The organism is Martinezella dioscoreae (genome assembly GCF_009176305.1).
In the GTDB taxonomy this organism is placed as follows: Bacteria; Pseudomonadota; Alphaproteobacteria; order Rhizobiales; family Rhizobiaceae; genus Rhizobium; species Rhizobium dioscoreae.
The window spans coordinates 787,627-808,317 of sequence record NZ_BLAJ01000001.1; the positions used below are offsets into that span (position 1 = coordinate 787,627).

General features: G+C 57.9%; 27 protein-coding genes and 1 tRNA gene. 17 read left to right on the forward strand and 11 right to left on the reverse strand.

Going from position 1 to position 20,691, the window contains the following annotated elements; genetic code table 11:
* Window positions 1–104: 104 nt before the first annotated feature.
* Window positions 105–446 (forward strand): hypothetical protein, encoded by a 342-nt coding sequence (locus GDN47_RS03820; RefSeq protein ID WP_095435347.1) that lies wholly within the window; start codon window positions 105–107, stop codon window positions 444–446.
* A 125-nt stretch (window positions 447–571) separates the two neighbouring features.
* Here GDN47_RS03820 and GDN47_RS03825 read toward each other — a convergent pair whose 3' ends face one another.
* The gene (locus GDN47_RS03825; RefSeq protein ID WP_113351891.1) at window positions 572–1,315 is read right to left on the reverse strand and encodes an SIMPL domain-containing protein; all 744 of its coding nucleotides are present in this window, start codon (window positions 1,313–1,315) and stop codon (window positions 572–574) included.
* A 163-nt stretch (window positions 1,316–1,478) separates the two neighbouring features.
* Between GDN47_RS03825 and GDN47_RS03830 the strand changes: the two genes are divergently transcribed.
* A tRNA-Ile gene (locus tag GDN47_RS03830) sits at window positions 1,479–1,554 on the forward strand.
* Window positions 1,555–1,748: 194 nt separating this feature from the next.
* Here GDN47_RS03830 and GDN47_RS03835 read toward each other — a convergent pair.
* Window positions 1,749–2,261 (reverse strand): GNAT family N-acetyltransferase, encoded by a 513-nt coding sequence (locus tag GDN47_RS03835; RefSeq protein WP_113351910.1) that lies wholly within the window; start codon window positions 2,259–2,261, stop codon window positions 1,749–1,751.
* Complete coding sequence (locus GDN47_RS03840; protein WP_152092639.1) at window positions 2,262–3,224, reverse strand: hypothetical protein; 963 nt, start codon at window positions 3,222–3,224, stop codon at window positions 2,262–2,264.
* A 135-nt stretch (window positions 3,225–3,359) separates the two neighbouring features.
* Between GDN47_RS03840 and GDN47_RS03845 the strand changes: the two genes are divergently transcribed.
* The 7 genes from GDN47_RS03845 to GDN47_RS03875 all read left to right on the forward strand — a co-directional run bounded on the left by GDN47_RS03845 (window position 3,360) and on the right by GDN47_RS03875 (window position 10,314).
* The gene (locus GDN47_RS03845; protein ID WP_145316615.1) at window positions 3,360–3,695 is read left to right on the forward strand and encodes a hypothetical protein; all 336 of its coding nucleotides are present in this window, start codon (window positions 3,360–3,362) and stop codon (window positions 3,693–3,695) included.
* A gap of 709 nt (window positions 3,696–4,404) precedes the next feature.
* Window positions 4,405–4,635: a hypothetical protein gene (locus GDN47_RS03850; RefSeq protein ID WP_113332296.1), complete on the forward strand. Its 231-nt coding sequence runs from the start codon at window positions 4,405–4,407 to the stop codon at window positions 4,633–4,635.
* 97 nt (window positions 4,636–4,732) lie between these two features.
* Window positions 4,733–6,493 (forward strand): ABC transporter permease, encoded by a 1,761-nt coding sequence (locus tag GDN47_RS03855; RefSeq protein WP_152092640.1) that lies wholly within the window; start codon window positions 4,733–4,735, stop codon window positions 6,491–6,493.
* 21 nt (window positions 6,494–6,514) lie between these two features.
* Window positions 6,515–7,846 carry an ABC transporter ATP-binding protein gene (locus GDN47_RS03860; protein WP_113351913.1) on the forward strand — a complete coding sequence of 444 codons (1,332 nt, stop codon included), beginning with the start codon at window positions 6,515–6,517 and terminating at the stop codon, window positions 7,844–7,846.
* A 175-nt stretch (window positions 7,847–8,021) separates the two neighbouring features.
* The gene (locus tag GDN47_RS03865; protein ID WP_113351914.1) at window positions 8,022–8,387 is read left to right on the forward strand and encodes a hypothetical protein; all 366 of its coding nucleotides are present in this window, start codon (window positions 8,022–8,024) and stop codon (window positions 8,385–8,387) included.
* A 208-nt stretch (window positions 8,388–8,595) separates the two neighbouring features.
* A complete protein-coding gene (locus GDN47_RS03870; RefSeq protein WP_113351915.1) occupies window positions 8,596–9,660 on the forward strand; it encodes a sensor histidine kinase in 1,065 nt (354 codons plus the stop codon).
* Window positions 9,661–9,663: 3 nt separating this feature from the next.
* Window positions 9,664–10,314, forward strand: coding sequence for a response regulator transcription factor (locus GDN47_RS03875; RefSeq protein WP_113351916.1), 651 nt, complete (start codon window positions 9,664–9,666; stop codon window positions 10,312–10,314).
* A gap of 68 nt (window positions 10,315–10,382) precedes the next feature.
* On the opposite strand, the gene GDN47_RS03880 is transcribed toward GDN47_RS03875, so the two are convergent.
* From GDN47_RS03880 to GDN47_RS03890, 3 genes are all read right to left on the reverse strand, one after another.
* A complete protein-coding gene (locus GDN47_RS03880) occupies window positions 10,383–10,778 on the reverse strand; it encodes a nuclear transport factor 2 family protein (RefSeq protein ID WP_162748793.1) in 396 nt (131 codons plus the stop codon).
* Between the two features lie 47 nt (window positions 10,779–10,825).
* The gene (locus tag GDN47_RS03885) at window positions 10,826–11,419 is read right to left on the reverse strand and encodes a hypothetical protein (RefSeq protein WP_233788720.1); all 594 of its coding nucleotides are present in this window, start codon (window positions 11,417–11,419) and stop codon (window positions 10,826–10,828) included.
* A gap of 115 nt (window positions 11,420–11,534) precedes the next feature.
* A complete protein-coding gene (locus GDN47_RS03890; protein WP_113351919.1) occupies window positions 11,535–12,323 on the reverse strand; it encodes a LexA family transcriptional regulator in 789 nt (262 codons plus the stop codon).
* 361 nt (window positions 12,324–12,684) lie between these two features.
* Here GDN47_RS03890 and GDN47_RS03900 point away from each other — a divergent pair, with 361 nt between their 5' ends.
* From GDN47_RS03900 to GDN47_RS03915, 4 genes are all read left to right on the forward strand, one after another.
* Window positions 12,685–12,909, forward strand: coding sequence for a hypothetical protein (locus GDN47_RS03900; RefSeq protein WP_113351920.1), 225 nt, complete (start codon window positions 12,685–12,687; stop codon window positions 12,907–12,909).
* A gap of 75 nt (window positions 12,910–12,984) precedes the next feature.
* Entirely contained in the window at window positions 12,985–13,269 is a 285-nt protein-coding gene (locus GDN47_RS03905) for a hypothetical protein (protein ID WP_152092641.1), read from the forward strand.
* Between the two features lie 55 nt (window positions 13,270–13,324).
* Complete coding sequence (locus GDN47_RS03910) at window positions 13,325–13,741, forward strand: hypothetical protein (protein WP_069612591.1); 417 nt, start codon at window positions 13,325–13,327, stop codon at window positions 13,739–13,741.
* Window positions 13,716–14,381 (forward strand): DUF6362 family protein, encoded by a 666-nt coding sequence (locus GDN47_RS03915; RefSeq protein ID WP_113351922.1) that lies wholly within the window; start codon window positions 13,716–13,718, stop codon window positions 14,379–14,381. Before GDN47_RS03910 ends, GDN47_RS03915 begins: the two co-directional genes overlap by 26 nt.
* Before the next feature lie 31 nt (window positions 14,382–14,412).
* Here the strand turns inward: GDN47_RS03915 and GDN47_RS03920 are convergent, their stop codons facing one another.
* Entirely contained in the window at window positions 14,413–15,090 is a 678-nt protein-coding gene (locus GDN47_RS03920; RefSeq protein WP_233789752.1) for a class I SAM-dependent methyltransferase, read from the reverse strand.
* A gap of 138 nt (window positions 15,091–15,228) precedes the next feature.
* A complete protein-coding gene (locus GDN47_RS03925; protein ID WP_113351923.1) occupies window positions 15,229–15,444 on the reverse strand; it encodes a hypothetical protein in 216 nt (71 codons plus the stop codon).
* Between GDN47_RS03925 and GDN47_RS03930 the strand changes: the two genes are divergently transcribed.
* Genes GDN47_RS03930 through GDN47_RS32720 form a run of 4 tightly spaced genes read left to right on the forward strand, consistent with a single transcriptional unit; the run spans window position 15,443 to window position 18,603 of the window.
* The gene (locus GDN47_RS03930) at window positions 15,443–15,790 is read left to right on the forward strand and encodes a hypothetical protein (protein ID WP_113351924.1); all 348 of its coding nucleotides are present in this window, start codon (window positions 15,443–15,445) and stop codon (window positions 15,788–15,790) included. The two genes, GDN47_RS03925 and GDN47_RS03930, sit on opposite strands and share 2 nt — an antisense overlap.
* Window positions 15,747–17,231 (forward strand): phage terminase large subunit, encoded by a 1,485-nt coding sequence (terL, locus tag GDN47_RS03935; protein WP_173002437.1) that lies wholly within the window; start codon window positions 15,747–15,749, stop codon window positions 17,229–17,231. Before GDN47_RS03930 ends, terL begins: the two co-directional genes overlap by 44 nt.
* 47 nt (window positions 17,232–17,278) lie before the next feature.
* Window positions 17,279–18,391 (forward strand): DUF1073 domain-containing protein, encoded by a 1,113-nt coding sequence (locus GDN47_RS03940; protein WP_371865484.1) that lies wholly within the window; start codon window positions 17,279–17,281, stop codon window positions 18,389–18,391.
* A complete protein-coding gene (locus tag GDN47_RS32720; RefSeq protein ID WP_371865485.1) occupies window positions 18,388–18,603 on the forward strand; it encodes a hypothetical protein in 216 nt (71 codons plus the stop codon). The genes GDN47_RS03940 and GDN47_RS32720 overlap by 4 nt, the downstream gene beginning before the upstream one ends.
* 92 nt (window positions 18,604–18,695) lie before the next feature.
* On the opposite strand, the gene GDN47_RS03950 is transcribed toward GDN47_RS32720, so the two are convergent.
* The 3 genes from GDN47_RS03950 to GDN47_RS03960 form a co-directional block, all read right to left on the reverse strand.
* A complete protein-coding gene (locus GDN47_RS03950; RefSeq protein WP_069612588.1) occupies window positions 18,696–18,902 on the reverse strand; it encodes a hypothetical protein in 207 nt (68 codons plus the stop codon).
* 308 nt (window positions 18,903–19,210) lie between these two features.
* The gene (locus tag GDN47_RS03955; RefSeq protein ID WP_069612587.1) at window positions 19,211–19,507 is read right to left on the reverse strand and encodes a hypothetical protein; all 297 of its coding nucleotides are present in this window, start codon (window positions 19,505–19,507) and stop codon (window positions 19,211–19,213) included.
* 131 nt (window positions 19,508–19,638) lie between these two features.
* Complete coding sequence (locus GDN47_RS03960; protein WP_113351925.1) at window positions 19,639–20,607, reverse strand: polysaccharide lyase family 20 protein; 969 nt, start codon at window positions 20,605–20,607, stop codon at window positions 19,639–19,641.
* Window positions 20,608–20,691 lie beyond the last annotated feature (84 nt).

The window sequence follows — 20,691 nt, forward strand, 5'->3', positions numbered from 1 at the left end:
GGCTGATTCTGAGCTCATTCAGCATAGCGCCGTTACCTCTTGGGCACTCGCTCAGCAAATATTGCAGGCGTGAGAAAGAAGCCCTCTGCTTCATGGAGAATATAATGAAACAAATGCTGGCAAAATTGGGAGTCGCCGCCTGCGTCGCAGTGACCGCCCTGTCGGGCACGGCGGATTTTGCCTCCGCACAGGGTGTGGATATCTATGTCAATCCGGGCCGTCATCGCCCGCCACCGCCGGATTATGACCGTCCGCCGCCGCCGCGTTTTGACCGCCGTGGCTGCGATCCTCGCCAGGCCGTGGACGTTGCCCGCAGCTATGGCCTGCGTCGCGCCCGTGTCGTGGATGTGACGCCGCGTCGCGTCGTCGTCGACGGTTTCGGCCGCCGCGGTCCGGATACGATGATGTTTGCCAATGTTCGCGGCTGCCCGCTCCTGGGCCGCTGACAAGCAAAACGGGCGCACGAGGCGCTCGTTTTCACTCTCTAACCTTTTCGCCTTTTTGGCGGGGGCCGCGGAACCGCCCTTTGCTCGCTCCGATCGGATCTGAGCGAAGGGCGGTTTTGTTTTGATTACTGCTGGATCGCGTAGGTGATGCTCACCGATGCGTTGTATTCGTTTTCTCCGGTGGCGACGGGAACTGCCTTGTCCATCGGAGCCGCCGCGGCCATGCTGCGCATATAGGGCTGCGGCGGGGCTGCAATGTCGCCTTCGTGGATCGCGATAACGCGGCCGAGCTTGACACCGGCGGCATCCGTCAAGGTCTTTGCTTTGGCGGCAGCGTCGGCGACTGCCTTCTTGCGGGCCTCTTCGATCGTGGCGTCGGGCTTGTCGTTGGTGAACTGGATATCGCCGCCCTGATTGATGCCGAGCTTGACCGCCTGGTCGAGCAGCCCGCCGAGCTTGGAGAGATCGCGCACGCGAACGGTCAAGCCGTTCGTCACCTGATAGCCGTTCAGAACCGGCGGCTGGTTGTGGCCGTCCTTGTCGTTCGGATAGGTATATTGCGGCTGAATGGAAAAGCCGGAGGTCTGCAGATCACGCTCTGCAATGCCGCTTTCCTTCAGCGTTGCCAGCACGGCGCCCATGGCCTTGTTGTTCTGATCGAGTGCATCCTGGGCCGCCTTGGCCTGCTGAACGACTGCGAGCGTTACGACAGCCATATCCGGCGCGACGGAAGCATGTCCCTCACCGGTGACGGTGATGACAGCCTCGCGCGGCTTGGCATCTTCGGCAAAGGCTGCAGCCGCAGGCACGAAGAAAGTGGCGCTGACAAGAGCGGCAAGAGCAAAATCTCTGGTTTTCGTCAGAAGCATGATTCGTTCCTTGGTTGATGATCCCTCGAGATCCGCTTTTGCGGATTGATTGTGAAGGTATTACGGCAGTCCCTTGTCGGAAAACAGAAATTGGGTTAGAGCCAAGTCGTCTTCGGGGAACCATTGCTCCGGAGTCGCGAGCGCGGAGTCTCAATCTTGCGCTGGGCCTGTAGCTCAATGGTTAGAGCCGGCGGCTCATAACCGCTTGGTTGGGGGTTCGAGTCCCTCCGGGCCCACCATTTGTTCCAGCTTGCAAAACTACGATGATCTCTCCGATGCGACTGTCCAAGCGATGCAAGATCGCTTCAACAACCTGTCAACACTATTCCGGCTAGTCCCTGGTCGCGTTAGGTCTTCCCCGCTTCCGTGCCTGCGGCGGTTGCCAATAGACTGCCGAATCCGGAGCCGCATCTCTTCTGAAGGCTCGGTTCTCCTACGCTACGTCGAAGCCCGCGTGGAACACAACCGTCCCTTTTGGGGTTGGTCCCTTGAACATGATCCGCTGAAAATACTCGACCGGTACGTCAGCGTAATGAAGGGTTCCGTCGCTCGTGAAGCCGAAACGGCTGTAGTAGCGGGGATTACCCAGAACCACGCAGCCATTGGCGCCGCGCTCTCTCAGCCGCGCCAGTCCGTTTTCAATCAGAGCCTTTCCGATGCCTTTGCCCTGTCGGTCGGGGCGGACGGATACCGGGCCAAGGCCGAACCACTCTTCGGCTCCGGATTCGATTGTCACGGGCGAGAAGGCCACGTGACCGACGATCTCATCGTTCTCCACGGCGACGATGGAAAGGGTCAGCGCACCGGCCGTTCGCAGCGCATCGATGATTGCCGCCTCGGTGCCGGAACTATAGTTCTTTCCTTCAAAGGCAGCAGAGGTGATTGCATGAATAGTGTCGATATCTTTGGCTTCTTCTGCGCGAATGTGGGTCAACGATATTGCCATTCAAACCCCCGACTTTTTCAGACCTTCGCGATATGGATCCCTGTGTCGTTGCTCTTTGCTCGGGATGAGTGACGGCCATCTATCTACATCGAAATTGGGATTGGCCTCGCGCACGCATTGTGCGAGCGTGCGCGCCTCGTCCTGATGTCTCAGCATCGCCAAGCTTGCCGCGGCGAGCCTGTCTGCGAGGCTGGGATCGATCATCCGGCTGATATAGTCGAGCGCACCGACGAGATATTGATGGTCGGCGTCGGGGTTGTCCTCAAAATAGGCACGCGCCGTCTCGTGCCGCTCGACTTCCGCGGCGGCGGCGAGCACGATCTGCCTTGAGATTTCGCGCTTATTGCGCGCAAGATCAAGCGTGCCGAAATTGAAGCGCTCTGCCCACAGGATCTCGCTACCCGGCAGGGAGACGAGTTGTGTGAGGAGCGAAAGGTCGTCATCCGGCCCGCTCAATCGGGTTTCCAGGACATAGTTGATGTCATATCGCTCGAAAAGCGCGCCTTTATCCTCGGCTTGGCGGCCGATCTGGATAGCGGAGTAGGGGGCAACCACTCGCAGGCTGTGCAAGGCGCAAAAGCCGAGAGTGATGTCTTCTATGAGCGAGGAGGCGATCATGGTCGCGATACCATCGGAGCCGTCGTTGTCTGGCGGCAGCAAGGCGAGGCGAGGGATGGGCAAGACAGGCTGCGTGGCAGTATCCTGCTCGGATATGGCCGGCGAATGCGCCGGAGCAACTGGTGTCGGAGAGCGGGGCGATGCCGCCAGGGTTGCCAGCCAAGGCGAGACAAGATCCTTGCGACGCGCGAATATGCGCTTTAGCTGGTCGACGCCGCCTTCGGCGTCAAACGCCTTCAGCAATATACGGCGTGTGGTCTCGTCTTGCGGTTCGGCTTCAAAAAGAAGGAGGGCGGCCTCCTTGATAAGCGCGATATCGCCGGACGACGCGATTGAAGTCGTCACCGCAGCATCCAGCGCTTCCTTTAACATGGCGAGGTGTCGCCTTCTTTCGCTCTCTCGCCAATCGATGAACGCTCGGGTTTGGCAGTTGGCTCTCTCCAGGAATTTTAACTGCGAGCGCTCCATCAAGGTGCGGAGATGCTCGGCTGGATTCCCAGTCGTGCTTACCCGCGTCAAGACAATATCGCTCGTGAACGAGCCATTTGCGATGTGAATGTCGGTATCATCAAAGGTCAGAAGTTCGACGTTCAAGTCCCATTGCCGGCTCTTGATACGGGAAACGAGCTTGCGAAGGTTTGTCAGCGAATTCGCCAAGTCACCTTCACCCCAAAGAAATCGCGCCATGTTTGTTCTGCTGACGGACTTGCTGTCACTCGCGAGCAAATAGGCAATAATCAGAAGCGCCTTCTTCGGAAACGCTATTTGGTGTTCGTCGCTATCCAGAAGAGCGATTTCACCAAAAGTTCTGAGTAAAAATTTCATCGCGCCTTCTATATTGTCTCAGATATATAATGGCCGTCGTCCTTCGGCGACCCGACCGGATAAACGCCGAAACGACAGTGGAGTCGCTTATATATTTCTGATGCAAGGCATGAATATTTGCAAATTAACTATTCTCTTGCCTCTATTTTGAAAGTTATTGTTGCACAAAAGCTTGGTTTTCGGCTCCATTTCCGTGGAGCGCCGTAAGGCCGTTTCACATCGGGCCTGCGGAGAGACGCTTCAGCTCGGTTGAGCGATATCTTCCTCGGTGAGGGCTGGGCGATCGGAGAATGGATCGCTGCTGCAAGGCTCGGAGATTTGCGGATTTTCACGTGCTCGCTCGCGGCAGGACCGTTGAATACAGGCTTGCATTGTTGCCGCCGTGCTGTCCGTCATCGAGATCGTGCGCCATATACTTTGGTATAATGGCGGTGCACCATCGCCTGATTGACCGCTCTCGGTGGCTGTGACAATACGGCCATGTCTTCGCAACGCAATGCGAAGGCTAACGAAACCAACAGATCAAGAAACCAATGGACAGCTACCCTAGTCGCTGTCCGGTTGCGGCGTCATGCTGCACCCGGACGGTCATCGCAACAACCTGGACCGCTGCCGGCATTCGCCGGGCGAGCGTCGGTCGGGCCTAGCCTGTCCGGCTCGCCCTTCGGATCTGCCGTCAGGTGGGCCGAAGAGGTAAGCCATGAACAACATCGTTCTTTTCCGCGAACGCAGGTTCGCAGCCAAGTTTTCCGCCCCGAACACTTTCGCGATTTCGGCCGGCAGCCGTCCGGCTGAGCGCTCCGTGCCGCCGCAGCGTCCGCGCCTGATTGCCATCTGGCACATCAATTCCCTTACGGGAAAGCTCGAGTGCTTCTGGACGACAGAAGGCGAGCCGGTCCTCGACGAGGATGGCAGCCGTCACGCGGCCTAAGTGTCCTTTCTTAAACAAGCGCACCGGTGGCGTCGCGAATGCGGCGCCATACCGACCGCGCCCTGGCCGATGACATCCTGTTTCAAAGGGTTATGACATGGTTTTTCTTGCAAACGACCGACGCGAGCGTAGCGCCGTTGCTGCGTTGGCCGGTTCGCGTATTCTGCCGAATGGCTATGATCTCGCCGCATTCGCCTTCATTGCCGCTGCCGCCTATCTCACACTTCACGGTGTAGCCGAGATGCGCGCACCGCTGGCGAGCCTGTCCACGGCACCGCTGTCGCTCGACCCGGCCTATCTGCCTGAATATGCGTTGCGGACGACCTTGCGGATGATGGCGGCAATCGTTGCCTCCCTCATCTTCACCTTCGTCGTCGCAACGCTAGCCGCAAAGAGCCGCCGCGCCGAGAAGATCATCATTCCGGCTCTCGACATTCTGCAATCCGTCCCAGTGCTCGGCTTTCTGACCTTCACCGTCACCTTCTTCATGGGACTTTTCCCCGGAAGCCAGCTTGGTGCGGAATGTGCTTCGATCTTTGCGATCTTTACCAGCCAGGCGTGGAACATGGCCTTCTCCTTTTATCAGTCGCTGCGGACGGTTCCGCGCGATCTCGATGAGGTCAGCCGCGGTTTCGGCCTGTCGAGCTGGCAGCGCTTCTGGCGGCTGGAGGCTCCCTTTGCTGCGCCCGGCCTCGTCTGGAACACGATGATGTCGATGTCCGGCGGCTGGTTCTTCGTGGTTGCTTCCGAAGCGATCACGGTCGGCGATACTACCGTGCAGCTTCCCGGGCTCGGCTCATGGCTGGCGGTTGCCATCGACAAGCAGGATTTCGCCGCCGTAAGCTGGGCTGTATTTGCCATGGCGGTCGTCATCCTTCTTTACGATCAGCTGCTTTTCCGCCCGATCGTCGCCTGGGCAGACAAGTTTCGCTTCGAGCAGACAGCCGGGCAGCAGAAGCCGCGCTCCTGGGTCTATTCGCTGATCCGCCGCACGCGTCTCCTGAAGTACGTGATCACACCTTTGGCCGCTGCATGGGGTAGGCTGATGCTCGTGCGGCTGCTGCCGACGTCGCGTACGGTTGCAAAAGAGCGAGGCGGGCAGCAAGCCGTCGGCTGGGCCATCGATATCGCCTGGTATGCGCTGATCGCCGTCGTCGGTGCCTGGAGTATCTGGGATGCGGTTTCCTATCTCAGCCAGACGCTCTCCTGGGGCGATGTCTGGATTGCTTTTGCCGGCGGGTTTGTAACGCTCGTTCGCGTTGTCGTTCTTATTGCGGTCGCCAGTGTCATCTGGGTTCCGATCGGAGTCTGGATCGGCCTGCGGCCTGCGGTTGCTGAGCGTGTTCAGCCTCTGGCACAGTTCCTGGCGGCGTTTCCGGCAAATGTGCTCTTTCCTGTGGCGGTGGTTGCGATCGTTGCGACGGGTGCTAGCCCGAACGTCTGGCTGTCGCCGCTGATGGTCCTCGGCACACAATGGTACATCCTATTCAACGTGATTGCCGGCGCGAGTGCATTTCCCACCGATCTGCGGGAGGCATCCTCGGTCTATCGGCTGCGCTCATGGACATGGTGGCGGCGCGTGATGCTGCCGGGAATATTCCCTTACTACGTAACGGGAGCGCTGACGGCGTCCGGCGGTTCATGGAACGCCAGCATCGTCGCTGAACTAGCAAGCTGGGGCAACACGAAACTCGAAGCCTTCGGACTTGGATCATACATCGCGAAGGCGACAGAAGCAGGCGATTTTCCGCGGGTCATCCTCGGCATCGTTGTCATGTCGATCTTTGTGACACTCTTCAACAGAACGCTCTGGCGGCCGCTCTACGTTTTCGCCGAACGCCGCATGCGCCTCGATTAATTCAAGATCGGAGAACCGAATATGGAAAACGCTGTCATCTCCAGGAAGACCGATATTGCAAGGAATGCGCCGTTGGTTTTCGCCAAGCAGGTGTGCCAGGCCTACGACAAGGGAGCGTCCGGCTCGCTCGTCGTACTCGAAAATGTCGATCTTCAGCTTTATCCCAATGAAATCGTTGGATTGCTCGGCCGTTCCGGCTCCGGCAAGTCCACGCTGCTGCGTGCGATTGCCGGCCTGATCCGCCCGAGCAGAGGGGACATTACCTTCGAAGGCCGGCCGGTCGTCGGCCCCAACTCCGATGTTGCCGTGGTCTTCCAGAGCTTCGCGCTCTTTCCCTGGCTGACCGTGCTGCAAAACGTTGAGCTAGGTCTGGAAGCGCAAGGTGTTGCGTCGTCCGAGCGGCGCAAGCGAGCGCTCGCTGCCATCGATCTCATCGGCCTCGACGGTTTCGAAAGCGCCTATCCGAAGGAGCTGTCGGGCGGCATGCGCCAGCGTGTCGGTCTTGCGCGGGCACTCGTCGTCCGGCCAAAGGTTCTGCTGATGGACGAACCCTTTTCGGCGCTCGACGTGCTGACGGCGGAAACGCTTCGCACGGATCTGCTCGATCTGTGGTGCGAGGGTCGGATGCCGATCGAGTCGGTTCTGATGGTGACCCACAATATCGAAGAAGCGGTGCTGATGTGCGACCGCATCCTGATCTTCGGATCGAATCCCGGCCGTGTGATTGCGGAGATCCATGTCGATCTGCCGCAGCCGCGCAACCGTCTCGATCCTGCCTTCCGCATGCTGGTCGAAGACATTTATGCGCGGATGACGGTGAAGACCGGTGCACCGACGCGCGAGGGCCTTTTTCCCGGCACCGGCATTGCCATGGCTCTGCCGCGCGTGTCGACCAACCTTATGTCCGGTCTGATCGAAACGGTCGCCGCTGAGCCCTATCGAGGGCAGGCCGATCTGCCGCCGCTGGCCACCCATCTGCATCTCGGCATCGATGACCTCTTTCCGGTCGCGGAAACGCTTCAACTGCTGCGTTTTGCCGATCTGGAAGGGGGCGACATCAAGCTGACGGCGCCGGGCTTACGCTTCTCCGATAGCGATGTCGACGAACGCAAGAAGCTTTTCGAGCAGCATCTGGCGACCTATGTGCCGCTGGCTGCTCACATTCGCCGCGTGCTCGACGAGCGGCCGACCCACCGCGCGCCTGCCCGGCGCTTCCGCGATGAGCTGGAGGATTACATGTCCGAGGATTATGCCGACACCACCCTCAAGGCTGTTACGAACTGGGCCCGCTATGCGGAATATTTCGCCTATGACGAAAATGCCGATCTGTTCACGCTGGAAAACCCAAGTTGAAACCTTCAGCCGAAGCGAATGTGAAAGGGTTGCCGCCGGCTGAGGCGGTGGCCGGTCCCCTTATATTTCTGGATTTGATAGGCCGCCACGGCAGAGCTTAGCGCATGAGATCCGGCAGATCGCCGCTTTGGCGGTCTGAGGTCGCGCGGCCTGTCTGGCTGCGGGACGGATTGACGTGCGCAGAGACAACGAAGAACTCGGCCGTTTCCTGGAAGCGCTCAACAGGAACAAGCCAAATAGGCCGGGCAAGGAAAAGCGCCGCCTATCCCACATTGTCAAGCGCTTCGGCGGGCGGGTAGCACGGCTGAAGGATTTTATCGGTCTCCTATATATGATGGCGCTTCTCTGGGGTGCGCATTGGCTTATGCGGATGGCTACACGCTTGTTCTTCAATGGATTTTTGTCTGCCAGCAGGACGCGCACGCTTCTCCGCTGGGCAGCGGGTCTCAACAGGGCGAGCCTTGTCGTTCTTCGGCGCAGCCAGCGCCGGCGTCTCGTCAGCCGCTATGCCGGAAACGATAACAATGACCGCCGCGCTTGATCAGGCCGCCGTCTCCTCGAGTGCGGCACCGGTATCTGACGCTGTTTGCAACGGGCGAACATGTGCGGGCCCAAGCTCTCGTCAGCTGCGGGGAATGTCATGCGAGACGAAAGTCAAAGAGTGCGGCTGTTGTCTTGGCGCTTCGGGTCAGGCAGTTTGCAGCTTCCGCACGCAATGCTGCGGAAATGGTGATGCAGGGATGCAAGGGATGAGGCGCGAATTTCTGAAATACCTCTTCGAAATGCCCTTTCTTTGGCTCGGCATTATGATCCTCGCCGGTCTCATTTTCATCGGCGATACCATCACGGATCTGGAGATCGCCTTTGCCGTTCTTTATGTCTCGGTAATCTTGCTGGCGGTCTATTCCGGTCGACCCGGAGCTATCGCGATGGTCGGGATTGCATGTGCCGCCCTGACCGTCATCAGCTATTTTTTGACGAGCCATGGCGCCTCTCAGGCCGGCCTGATCAACAGTACGCTTAGTCTGGTCGCGATCGGTGCGACCACTTACCTGGCAATCAGGATCGAAATGCTCGATGCCAGGGCGAGGCAGGCACAATCGGAGCTCGCGCGCATGTCGCGTCTCATGATCGTCGGTGAGTTGGGTACGTCGGTAGCCCATGAGGTCAGCCAGCCGATCACTGCAATTGCCGCCAACGGCAATGCCGCGCTTCGATGGCTTTCTGCAACACCGGCCGATCACGACGAAGCCCGCCGCGCCATCGAGCGAATTGTCGCGGATGCCGGGCGAGCAGGCGATGTCATTGGCCGTGTCCGTGGACTGGTGGCGCGCTCGTCGCCGTCTAGCGACACGATCGATCTGGCCGAAGCCATCAATGATGTGCTGGAACTCGTCCGCAGCGAAATCCGTCGGAATCAGATCCTGTTCCGTTCGGAATTGGCGGGCGATCTGCCGTTGATGGTTGGCGATCGTGTCCAGCTTCAACAGGTGCTTCTCAATCTCGTCATGAATGCGATCGAAGCTCTGGCTGAGGTCGATGCAGGAACGCGCGAGTTGCTCGTCAGCGCCGCCGCGGATGAACGGAAGGTGACCGTCAGCGTACGCGATACCGGTGGCGGCATGCCGGCCGAAATGCTCGACAGGATATTCGAAGCCTTCTACACGACGAAGCCGAAAGGCATGGGGATGGGGCTTGCTATCAGCCGGTCCATCATCGAGGCGCATGGCGGGGCCATTTATGCGGCGCCGAATTTTCCGCACGGAGCCGTCTTCGGTTTCACCTTGCCGCTCGGCGGAAAGGCAAAGGGATAGGGAATGCAGGGACGGCAGCCGACCGTTTACGTCATCGACGATGATCCATCCGTACGCGATGGACTCGACAGTCTATTGCGCTCCGTCGGCTATGATACGCATGGCTTTGCGTCGCCGCGGGATTTCTTGGCGTCTCCTCGGTCTGAAGGGCCAGCTTGCATCGTCCTGGACGTCAGGATGCCGGATGCGAGCGGGCTTGACTTTCAGGATGAACTTGCCCGGGCGGGTTATACGATCCCGATCATTTTCCTCACCGGACACGGCGATGTGCCGATGTCCGTCAGGGCGATGAAAGCCGGCGCGGTTGAGTTTCTTCTAAAGCCGTTCCGGGAACAGGATCTGCTCGACGCCATCAGGCAGGCGCTCGAAATTGATCGCGCCCGCCTGCGCAAGCAGGCGGCGGAGGTTGATCTTCACGAGCGGTTTTCAACGCTCACGTCGCGCGAACGTGAGGTGATGGCGCTCGTTGCGCGAGGCCTCCTGAACAAGCAGATCGCCGCCGAGATCGGCCTCAGCGAAATCACCGTAAAGGTCCATCGCGGTCAGGCCATGCGCAAGATGCGGGCCGACTCCGTTGCCGATCTCATTCGGATGGCAGATAACCTCGGCCTCACAGACGGTAAAGCCAACGATACAGCGCCTGGGCTCCGCTAAACTTAGCGCATTTACCCCAGTCGCAAGGATTTCATGGCTTGCAAATGCGGTGGCACCGGGTTGTGGATTCAATCCTGCGAAACCGTGGGCGTTCCCTGGTGAAAGATCATCTGCCATCGCCCATCGATGCGCTGCCAGATCGAGCTCCGTAAAGTATGCCGCTCCTGGCCATTCTCTCGAGCCTCTCGGATGCTTCGATAAGTGACGAGGACGGCATCCGGTGAGATCGATCGAAAGACATAGTCGCGGGAAATAATGGGCGGAGCGGCTTCTTCCGATTTTTCTGCGGCCAGACAGGCGATTAGTTCATCTCTATCGTCATAGACCGTTCCGGAGCTGCCGAATTCAACGAAGCCTTCCGCCAATAGTTCCGCCACGATCGCCGGCGATTGCCGGATTTGAGGGAGATGCAGCTTCTGCTCCAGTAGGCGGATCTCTTCAAGCTCGTGTTGGGAGACGTCCATGGTCTCGGCAACCTCCATTGGGTGTTGATGCTCGGCTGCAATGGGCCTCAATGTGTTGGTGCAAGCATCTGCAGGTTTCTTTCCCGTCTGATCTTATGGTTTTGATCATAGTCGGTTTGCCGGGATTGCTCCAATTCGATGGCAAAAAGTTCGGCGGCGTGACGGCCTGCCTGTGTTCTGTCGTCTTCGATGACGGCAGCTATCCGCCGAAACAATTCGGACTCGAAGCCGCCTGCATTGTTCAAGGCATTCGGCCGCGCAAGCCTTGCACCGCCATCCAATCTGATTGCCGAAACGTAGAACTCATCCTCGTAATCGGCACCTGCCGACGTCAATTCAGCGCACCCATATAATAGCAATCCGGTTTCCCAGCGATCGCATAGGCGGATGTTGAGCTCATCAAACGAATATTCGCAGGAAAATTCCCGAGCGTACACCGTCATTCTCCCGTCTTGGCGATCGGCGATATCCCGGCAATACCGGTTCCCCTCAACGCATCGGTCGGTGCGATGATGAAAGCATTCGGCTTTTTCGGCATGAATGGCACTCTCCTTCGATGGCCTTGTAGCCTTTTCAATCGTAGCGCCTGGTGCATCCGGTTTCGCTGACTTCGGGCTAGATCCTACGCTGCCCGGGCTCATTCCATTCAGGACCAATGGCTCTTATCGGTGAAGTTGCCATTCAACATGATATATGTCAACATATTTTATGTTTATTGTGTAGCTCAAACAAAAAATGGCTGTAGCTAAATTGATTTTATTTGCGTGCGATATGACCGCAGATGCGGCCGATGATCGTCAAGCGGTCCAATTCGACGGTGAAAGTTTCCAGTGCCGGATTGTCGGAAATGATCTTGACTTCGCTTGGCCGGCTAAAGGGAACTCGCTGGAGGCGCTTGATCTGGGGTTCCGTATAGCCGTCGCTGATCGCGTAGACCGTATCGGTGGTCATTTGGTTCTGCGAGAGATCGACGATCACGCGATCGCCAGGCATATAGGTCGGCTGCATGGAATCGCCGACAACTTCCATGATAATTGTGTGGTTCGGTGAGGCCTTTGCCTCGTTTCGCAGATATCCGGTGGGGATAAGCCATTCCGCGACGATCTTATGCCCGGCAACATTGCCCGAACCGACGGGAAGGTTGATGACTTCGCCGACGATGCCGCTGCCGGCGCCGAGCTTGACGTCCACCTCCGGTGTTGCGCCTTCGATCTGTGGCTTCCAGTGTTCCCGGCTGTAGCTGAGTTCGTCGCCACTCTCGGCAAATCCGTCCTGATCCTGCTCGTCCGGGTCGAATGACATGACGATGTTCGGCGACGGTCGTGCGGCTTTGCGCAGGCCTTCGCCAGTCAGCAGGTAGGCCGCCGTCGTGCCGAATTTCTTCGCATATCGATTGGCGACTTCGGCACTGAATTCGTTCTGGCCGTTTTCATGCGCGCGATAGGTGGACAGGCTGACGCCCAGCGCTTCCGCCGCCTTCGTGGCTGATGGATAATTTGCGGCTTCGCGGGCCGCTCTCAGTCGTTCGCCCATGGATTTCTGCATCTTTCGACCCTTGCAAAATTTCCGACATAAATAATGTTGACATCGCCATTATTATCAACATAATTTGTGTTTATCAAGATGCCCGTGGCGCAAAACGCTAATTGGCACGTGAGCAGCCTGGCGCGGTAGGCGGCAGATAATGTTTTAGAGGTGAGGTGATGATCATGGGCAGTGGGAGCAGAAGGGCAGCGCCGCGGGCTGGATATTTCGATCGCTTTTGGGGGTGCCCCGGATGCCTTCGAATTTTGTCGATTGCGGAGATCGTCGAGCAGCATTGTGAGAATTGTGATGCAGCTGTCCAGCCTGCTGAAATGACGGAGGCCAAGTCTTTTTCTGAGGCAGCGGGCCAGGAGGTGCTGCCATGATCGAAATGCTTCAGGGCCTTCTCGCTTGCATCGCCGCGGCGTTGTTTTTCGTCGCTATGGTGATTGCGATGAAGTCGGCCATTTGGAATTCGCCAATGCCATCCCTCAAGGATGAAGACTCCGGTGCCCCGGAAGGAGACCAAATTCACTTCCGCATTGTCGAAGACTCCACGCTTGAGCCCAGAAAGCCGGCGCAGGCAGCAAAGCTGCGCAGGCGGTAGACGGGCACCAGAACGTTAAAACTCAATCGGAAACCCTAGAGATAGACCTGGCCAAGCGAGCCGGGGGAGGTTGCTATGAACGAATTTCAAATCGGAACAGAGGCCGTTGCCGGTGGCCACCTCGGCTGGATTCGCAAGGTTCACCGAGCCACAAATGAGATTCTTCGAGATAGTCGGGGCGAACCGATCGTCTTCGAAACGCAGGATGCCGCCAAGGCTGCAGCCCGCGAGGCGATGGTCGCTTATCTCAACACGCCTATGCTGCGTGATGGGGCGAGGGTGGAGGCAATTTCCAAGGCGGAGGCCTTCTTCAAACCCAAATCGCACAGCCCTATCGCCGTCGCTGGAAGCGCTTCATGAGCGGTCCATGGATAAAAAAAGGATCAAATTCACCGACGAAAGGAGTTGAACTGTCATGACCAAAGGCAGGCTGGATCTTCTTCTCGATGGACTCGGCATCAAGCTGGTTCCTGTCCATCGGCGCCGTGCGCCTGCGGAGAGCCATGCGCGCGGTACGATGCAGGAAATCCGAGGCCGCTACGGCGATGGCCATCTGGTCTTCGTTCTACGATGCATCCGGCAAACCGGGAGCAATCGCGATGAACTCTGGTCGGACACGATCGGCGCCGTATCCGATGTTCTAGCGCAACGGCAGGATTGGGCGCTGCAGCGACCCGGCGATCTTCTGGGCGCCTTTGATGATATCGCGCTTGCCACATTGCGCACGGATGCGGTGGCGCGGCGGCCCTGGCCCGTTCGGGCGACGTTGCGAACGCTGATTTATCAGGAATTGGAGAAACGACTTGATGCACCGGTCCGCCTCGCAGTTTGATGACCTGTCCCTTCGCGCGGCCGAGATCGCCGATCTCAGCCTGATCATCCGTGCACGTTTCGTCGAAGCTGCCGATACGATGGTTCATCTCGATGTACGCGGCGTCCGGCCGGACAGGATGCGGACGCTCTGGCCGGAGGTTTTGCCCGAGCCGATGGATCATGCCGATAGCCGCATTCGCTATCGTCCGAGCGCTGCGGCAATCAGCCGGGCAGAAGAGGTCTTGCAGGAATGGCTGCGCGTTCATGTCGGGGACGAGGAGCGGCGCATCCTGCTTTCGCGATGGTCCATTTGCCTTGCCGCCCCCTATATCGCCGGTTCATTTCGGGATTTTTGTGCGCGGACAGGGCGCGTACGGCGCACGGCCGAACGACGTATTCAAAGCGAATTTCAGAGTCTTGCAGGTGCGCTCCTTGTCATCTCTCCGATCTTGCAAGAGCCTGATTGGTCGCGCATTGCACCGATGATGCCCAACTCGCCGGGCGGCATCGAACGAGTGAAACCAGTGGCGCCCAGGCATAAGACGCACTGGTTGCCGGATGATGCGCGGCCTGTCTTCGATGCGGCAAGTCCCGAACTTGCCGAACTGGCCAAGCGATTGGAGCGGGAAAACCGCAGGCGTGCCAAGATGAAAGCCTGAGCCGTCGTAATGACGCGGTCCGAACCCGCCATCATTGTGATGTGCCAATATCTCCGTTTGGTGACCTTGCTCTCCCAAGCGCAAAAACGCCGGCTGGGCGGGTCTTTGTGGTGACCTCGCCGAAGTCTGGGACAGCGTATTCTGCGAGAAGTCGAAGCCGTGCTGTCGGCAGATGAGTGCGCCATGGATCGCCGATCAGAATCATGATTTCCCGAGCCAGGCAGCGGTCCAGAAAAGCAATGACGCTCTCCGCGAGCGCTGCATCATAGAAAAGATCTCCGACGCATATGACGTCGACCTCAGGCGGCTCGCTCTTCGTCAGATCTGCGAGTAGGCGATCGATCATCACCTCATTGAGGGCAGCATTGAGTTCGATAGCTGCAATTGCATAGGGATCGACATCGGCGGCATAGACTTTTGCTGCGCCTGCCTTTGCAGCGGCAATCCCGACAATTCCCGAGCCGGCGCCGAGATCTAGTACGCGGCGACCAGTCACACTTTCGGGCCTGTCGAGAAGATGACGAGCCAGAACCAGGCCTCCTCCCCAATAATGCGCCCAGTAAGGTGAGCCGAATTGCGGATCGTGCTCGGCGAGGCGCCGCAGTCCGCTTCGTGGGCCTGCTTTATGCAGGCGAATTTCGGGGATTCCGGGAACAGGCAGGACCGGGAGATTAGTAGCGATGAACTGTCGAACCGAATCCAGGCTCACGGAACCATCCGGCTGGTCATCTGGTGCAGATCTGCTCAAGAGCCTTCCCTCGACTGAATTTGATCGCTCATCCCAGATATTCGAAGCCAGCGGGTAAGGAATGAAGCGTATATCGTTCAATTTGTCGGACCGCAAAATTTAATATTTATCTGCAATTTCAATAGCTTGTTTTCTATCTCCGTCAAAGTCCCCATTCCTTGCGCGGCGATCGGCCTTCAAGGGTGTCGCCAACTGCGCCGAAATGCGGTATCTATTTTGGCATGATGAGAACAGTTGCAGCGACGCACTGTCGATCGCAAGCGTTGTTTTGAACCGCTTGTTTTCTTTCAAAATCCCATCGGAAATCTGAAGCATGACCAATGCCGACAAGCCGGTCGCGCCGCGCAAACCGCGTGCGCGCCGTCGCAAGGCCGTTTCCGCCGACGACACGCCGCTTGATTACATGCTGAAAGTAATGCGCGACGACGAGGCGGATCAGAAGCGGCGCGATGAAATGGCAAAGATAGCAGCCTCCTATGTTCATCAGAAGCCTAGCGAGCGCTCTGGCGCCGGGACCAAAGGAGGCCGCGGCGTCACCATCGACCTAACCAATGCCACGGATGAGCAGCTTGCGATACTCGAATCCCTCTTCGGTCCGCTTGCCGGATCCGGCGACGATGATGGCAGCGATCGAGGAGGAGAGGGCAAAACGGAGAACTGAGCGCGAACAGGCCGAGGTCGCCGCCCGGCTTGCCTTGGATGCTGAACGAATTCGAGCCAACTGCCAATCGCTGACGGGGTTCGTTCGGGAGGCCTGGCACGTCGTCGAGCCCTCGGTTGACTATGTTTATGGCTGGCATATCGATGCCATCTGCCAACATCTCGAAGCAGTAACTTCGGGCGAGATTACCCGACTGCTGATCAACGTGCCGCCAGGTACGATGAAGTCGCTTCTTTGCGGCGTGTTCTGGCCGGCTTGGGAATGGGGGCCGAAAGGCAAGCCGCAGCTGCGCTATCTCGGCGCCTCCTATTCGGAACATTACGCCAAGCGCGACAACAGGCGCATGCGCGACTTCGTTGCCTCCGAATGGTATCAGGCGCTTTGGGGTGATGTCGTCAAGCTGACGAGAACGGGCGAGATGGCTTTCGCCAACACCCGTATTGGTTCGCGCCAGGGGGTGCCGTTTTCGAGGCTGACCGGTGGTCGCGGCGATCGTGTCATCATCGACGATCCGCATTCCGTCGATGGGGCGGAATCGGAGGCCGAGCGCCTGTCCACGGTCCGTACCTTTCGTGAATCCGTCCCGACGCGGCTCAACGATCCTCAGCGCTCGGCGATCGTCGTCGTGATGCAGCGACTGCACGAGGCGGATGTCTCCGGTACGATCCTCGCGCTTGGGCTTGGTTACGAGCACCTGATGCTGCCAATGGAATTCGAGCCGGAGCGCCGATGCCGGACCTCGATCGGATTTGTCGATCCCAGGACTGAGGAGGGCGGACTGCTTTTTCCGCAGCGCTTTCCTCGTTCGGTGGTCGAGCGGGACAAGGTCCCGCTTGGCTCCTATGCGGTGGCAGGCCAGTTTCAGCAGCGGCCTGCGCCTCGCTCGGGCGGTTTATTTCAGCGCAACGATTTCGAGATCGTCGAAGCGCTGCCTGCAGGCGCAAAGCGTTGCCGCGCCTGGGATTTCGCGGCTTCGAAAGCGCGTCCCGGTCGCAAGCCGGACTGGACAGTCGGTCTGCGCATGGCTTTGATCGGCGGTGTTTTCTATGTCGAAACCATCGCGCGCGGACGCTGGTCACCCGCCGGGGTGGAGCGCAATCTCAAGAATACTGCATCGCAGGACGGGCCGACGGTGACGATCCGCATGCCGCAAGATCCCGGTGCGGCCGGCAAGGCCGATGCGGAAACCAAGATCAAGCTGCTCGCCGGCTTTCCTGTAAAAACCATGTCGCCAACCGGTGACAAGGCGACGCGCGCCAAGCCGGCCTCGGCGCAGGCTGAAGCAGGAAATGTCAAGCTTTTGCGCGGGGACTGGAACGAAGCATTTCTGGATGAGGTCTGCGCCTTTCCGAATGGGCAGTTTGACGATCAGGTCGATGCCTTCGCCGACGCTTTGAACGAACTCGCGCTGAGTTCGTCCTTCAGCTTCAGCAACTTCTAGGCTCGCCTCGTGCGTGCCTCTTCATCCATCATATCAAAGGACAATCCATGGGGCAGGTATTCTCGATGGTTCGCGACGGATTGGTGAGCCTTGCATCCCGCATGGGCACCGAACGCGACAAGGCGGCATCTGTTTTCTATACGCAGCCGATCCTGACGGACGAGCAGATCATTGCTGCCTATCGCGGCTCCTGGCTGCCGCGCAAGATCGTCGACATTCCGGCGCTGGATAGCTGCCGGAAATGGCGAAACTGGCAGGCGGCGAGCGATCAGATCGGCTTGCTCGATGCGGAGGAACGCCGTCTCAATCTACGCGGCAAAGTGCTGGAAGCAGCGACGAAAGCACGGCTTTTCGGTGGCGCTGCCCTGTTCATTGGCGCGGAAGATGCCGATCCTGCGTTGCCGCTTGAGGCGGAGCGAATCGGGAAGGGCGGCCTTAAACACCTGACGGTGCTGACGCGCCGTCAGGTGGCTGCCGGGGACATCGAGAGCGATCCGACCTCGGAATGGTATGGCACGCCGAAATTCTACACGCTGACCGGTGCTAACGGCATTCAGGTGACCATCCATCCGTCTCGGCTCGTCATCTTCAAGGGGGTGATGGCGACCAATGAGGATTTTGGTGGCATGGGTAATCATGCTTGGGGCGAAAGCGTGCTGGCCGCGACCTTCGACGTGATCAAGAATGCCGACAGTACGGCGGCCAACATCGCGAGCCTCGTCTTCGAGGCGAAGATCGACATCATCAAGGTTCCGCAGTTCTCGGCGAATATCGGCAATCAGGCCTATGAGGATGCGGTGCTGCGTCGCTACGCGCTCGCCAACACCATCAAGGGGGTCAACGGCACCCTGATTCTCGACGCCGAGGAGGAATACGACAGCAAGAGCGCACCGCTCTCTGGTCTTACGGATATTCTGATGGCCTTCCTGCAGATCGTTGCCGGCGCGGCCGATATTCCGGTCACCCGATTGCTCGGCCAATCGCCTGCCGGCATGAATGCTACGGGCATGGCCGACATGAAGAAAACTGGTTCAACCTGTTACCCGGACCGACGGAGGTCAATCGGATTCTCGATGCTTTGCACGGCAAAGTCGGCCTCAACGGTGATTTCGGCAACTGGGAGCGGGACGGCAAATACGAGGATCTCGCAAAGATCATGAGCCGGGCCGAACTTTGTCATGCAAAGGGGCGTTATTCAGCAACGGGTCTTGATGCAGAGGATTATGTCCGCTGCATTAGGCTTTCCAACGCGGCTGGCTATCAAGGTCCTTTCACGCTGATCTACGACTCTACATATTATCAGGATGAATGGTCCGGAATTCTCGAAGAGCGAGACTGTATCGCTAATGCCTTCAAAGAGAATGCGGCATAAAACAGCGGTCACTACCGCCGCATTTTTCGATACGTTCCCTAAAGAAATCGTGCTCAGGTTTTAGATGCAAAGCTGGATGTCCGGGCGAGGCATCAATGAAAATCGTAGTCATGCAATGCGCCAAGCAACTGATCTTGTGTTTGATAGCCGGCATTATAGAGATCTATGGCCAGATTGGCTGCCGACAGACCTTCCTGACTTTGTAATTTAATACTGCGTTCGGCACACCATGCAAAAAGTGCGCCTGCGAGAACATCGATGTCATCGGGGTAAAGCGGCGCATTGACCATCATAGACATTCGCTACACCATTCATTGCTGGAGCTTGGCATCGGGTGAGTGAAGCGAACACTGCTTGGGTTTTGGAAATTTGCAAACGAGTTCATCGCGCGACGTTAACGGCAGCCTGATATGGGACAGGCTGCGTGTGTCTTAACGTGACACAGGTCTATTCTCGGGCACATTATTGCCGATTTTGATGTCCGCCGAGCGGCGCAACGGGAGGGACAATCTTCACCGCTGTATCGTGGGTGCAACAAACAAGAGGACGCCGAGCGTAATCGCCAGCGCCACTAAGAGGGACAAAACCAGCCTTGGCCGAGAAGGCATCATTGATGGATTGGGTGCGACGCCTTAACCGCGGCCTCAATCAATTCCTCGGCGTATAAAAGTGCCGATGCCGTATCGTCGCCGTCAAGTTTCAAGTCCTTGCATTTGCGATGCATCGCTCTGCGGATCTGGGCCAGCAAGGCCGCATCGATATCGACTTCACCTTCGTCGAACACATGTGTCAGCGCAGACTGGGCGACAATTTCCAGGACCGCAACTCGCCCTTCAATTTCACCTAGTGAGGGTATTGCATTCCTCTTCACATGCTGTTTGCAATCGCGATGGGTAGTAAGCATTTCGGTCACCTCCTTCACGAAGGAAGATAACTATCGAGAAAGGAAAAAGTTCGGCCATTTCTCAAAAAAAGCGCACGCTCGGGATGTGGGTCGCTCAATTGATCTAGAGGCACGCATCCTTGGCAACCTTGTCACTTGATAGGGCAAAGGCTGGGATCCGATAATACATCGGCGCAGTGGGGTGAGCGGCGAAAATCATCATAGTAAAGCGTCCATACTGTTGTATCGGCGGCGCGATAAGGGCCGAATTTGAAGTATTGATTCTTTCCTAATCCGTGATCGGCATGTCCTATGTGACCTGTAACTGTAACGATCCATTTGTTGTTAGCGAATATCTCAATATGGCCAGAACCATCGGGGCCGGGTTTGCTGTAAATGGCAAAATCGATCCAGCCTGATGTCGGCGCTGGTAGCTTGTTTCCACGATTTATTACTTTTATGGCATCTGTGCAGCCTGTAAATTCTTGTCCGTCGGATACGCCCCAGTTGTCGTCGGTGGCCACCAATGCGCGCATTTGATTGGTGTCGGGACGGAACCAGACCGGCGCTTCGTCATCGCTGCAGGCTTTGCCGTTGCTTTCGGGCTTGTGTTTCTTGATGGGAGCAACGTAGTTGGTTTCAACGGTTGCGAAGAGTTTGCCATTATTGAGCCGCAGTGCGAGGAAGGGGCTGAAATCCCCTTTGGCGTTCGGCCCGATTTCTCGCTTCCATTGCGCGATAAGGTAGCGATGGTCGCCTGAGGGTACGGGATCGGCGAATTTTACGGCAAAACCGTACCAAACCCCCTGGTCGTATGGAACGCGATACTTTGTGCGCTCCCATATTTCGGCTCTCTCGCTGCAGTTCGCCTTACCCGGCGGGCAGAATGGTCTGACGCTCAATTTCAATGCGCCGGTTCCAGAATGCTTGACTTCCGATTGAAATTCGATCGTTCCGGCCCTTTGCTCGAAGTTGTCGCGATAATAAAGATGGCCAGAGGGGGCGAAATCTGTGCCGTCGAAACCATCACGCAGCACCATTTGTGAGGGGCTATCGGCCAGAACCGGTGTTGCGGCGCAGGTGCAGGCCAGTATGGCGGGCAGTGCGTACTTTGCATTCATGCTGGGCTATTCCTGTGGCGAGACATTCGTAAAGCTTTATCAATGACCTGTTCGCTTCCCACAGGCAAGCGAGAGCCGTGTTAC

Bases quoted from the DNA above. Each gene is read 5' to 3' on its own strand.
- GDN47_RS03825 (WP_113351891.1), bottom strand. From the start codon at position 1,315: ATGCTTCTGACGAAAACCAGAGATTTTGCTCTTGCCGCTCTTGTCAGC.
- GDN47_RS03915 (WP_113351922.1), top strand. From the start codon at position 13,716: ATGCACCGGTCCGCCTCGCAGTTTGATGACCTGTCCCTTCGCGCGGCC.
- GDN47_RS03910 (WP_069612591.1), top strand. From the start codon at position 13,325: ATGACCAAAGGCAGGCTGGATCTTCTTCTCGATGGACTCGGCATCAAG.
- GDN47_RS03960 (WP_113351925.1), bottom strand. From the start codon at position 20,607: ATGAATGCAAAGTACGCACTGCCCGCCATACTGGCCTGCACCTGCGCC.
- GDN47_RS03905 (WP_152092641.1), top strand. From the start codon at position 12,985: ATGAACGAATTTCAAATCGGAACAGAGGCCGTTGCCGGTGGCCACCTC.
- GDN47_RS03890 (WP_113351919.1), bottom strand. From the start codon at position 12,323: ATGCAGAAATCCATGGGCGAACGACTGAGAGCGGCCCGCGAAGCCGCA.
- GDN47_RS03955 (WP_069612587.1), bottom strand. From the start codon at position 19,507: ATGCTTACTACCCATCGCGATTGCAAACAGCATGTGAAGAGGAATGCA.
- GDN47_RS32720 (WP_371865485.1), top strand. From the start codon at position 18,388: ATGAGCCGGGCCGAACTTTGTCATGCAAAGGGGCGTTATTCAGCAACG.
- terL (WP_173002437.1), top strand. From the start codon at position 15,747: ATGATGGCAGCGATCGAGGAGGAGAGGGCAAAACGGAGAACTGAGCGC.
- GDN47_RS03940 (WP_371865484.1), top strand. From the start codon at position 17,279: ATGGGGCAGGTATTCTCGATGGTTCGCGACGGATTGGTGAGCCTTGCA.
- GDN47_RS03870 (WP_113351915.1), top strand. From the start codon at position 8,596: ATGAGGCGCGAATTTCTGAAATACCTCTTCGAAATGCCCTTTCTTTGG.
- GDN47_RS03885 (WP_233788720.1), bottom strand. From the start codon at position 11,419: ATGAGCCCGGGCAGCGTAGGATCTAGCCCGAAGTCAGCGAAACCGGAT.
- GDN47_RS03950 (WP_069612588.1), bottom strand. From the start codon at position 18,902: ATGTCTATGATGGTCAATGCGCCGCTTTACCCCGATGACATCGATGTT.
- GDN47_RS03930 (WP_113351924.1), top strand. From the start codon at position 15,443: ATGACCAATGCCGACAAGCCGGTCGCGCCGCGCAAACCGCGTGCGCGC.
- GDN47_RS03860 (WP_113351913.1), top strand. From the start codon at position 6,515: ATGGAAAACGCTGTCATCTCCAGGAAGACCGATATTGCAAGGAATGCG.
- GDN47_RS03850 (WP_113332296.1), top strand. From the start codon at position 4,405: ATGAACAACATCGTTCTTTTCCGCGAACGCAGGTTCGCAGCCAAGTTT.
- GDN47_RS03925 (WP_113351923.1), bottom strand. From the start codon at position 15,444: ATGCTTCAGATTTCCGATGGGATTTTGAAAGAAAACAAGCGGTTCAAA.
- GDN47_RS03880 (WP_162748793.1), bottom strand. From the start codon at position 10,778: ATGGACGTCTCCCAACACGAGCTTGAAGAGATCCGCCTACTGGAGCAG.
- GDN47_RS03820 (WP_095435347.1), top strand. From the start codon at position 105: ATGAAACAAATGCTGGCAAAATTGGGAGTCGCCGCCTGCGTCGCAGTG.
- GDN47_RS03845 (WP_145316615.1), top strand. From the start codon at position 3,360: ATGCTCGGCTGGATTCCCAGTCGTGCTTACCCGCGTCAAGACAATATC.
- GDN47_RS03875 (WP_113351916.1), top strand. From the start codon at position 9,664: ATGCAGGGACGGCAGCCGACCGTTTACGTCATCGACGATGATCCATCC.
- GDN47_RS03835 (WP_113351910.1), bottom strand. From the start codon at position 2,261: ATGGCAATATCGTTGACCCACATTCGCGCAGAAGAAGCCAAAGATATC.
- GDN47_RS03900 (WP_113351920.1), top strand. From the start codon at position 12,685: ATGATCGAAATGCTTCAGGGCCTTCTCGCTTGCATCGCCGCGGCGTTG.
- GDN47_RS03855 (WP_152092640.1), top strand. From the start codon at position 4,733: ATGGTTTTTCTTGCAAACGACCGACGCGAGCGTAGCGCCGTTGCTGCG.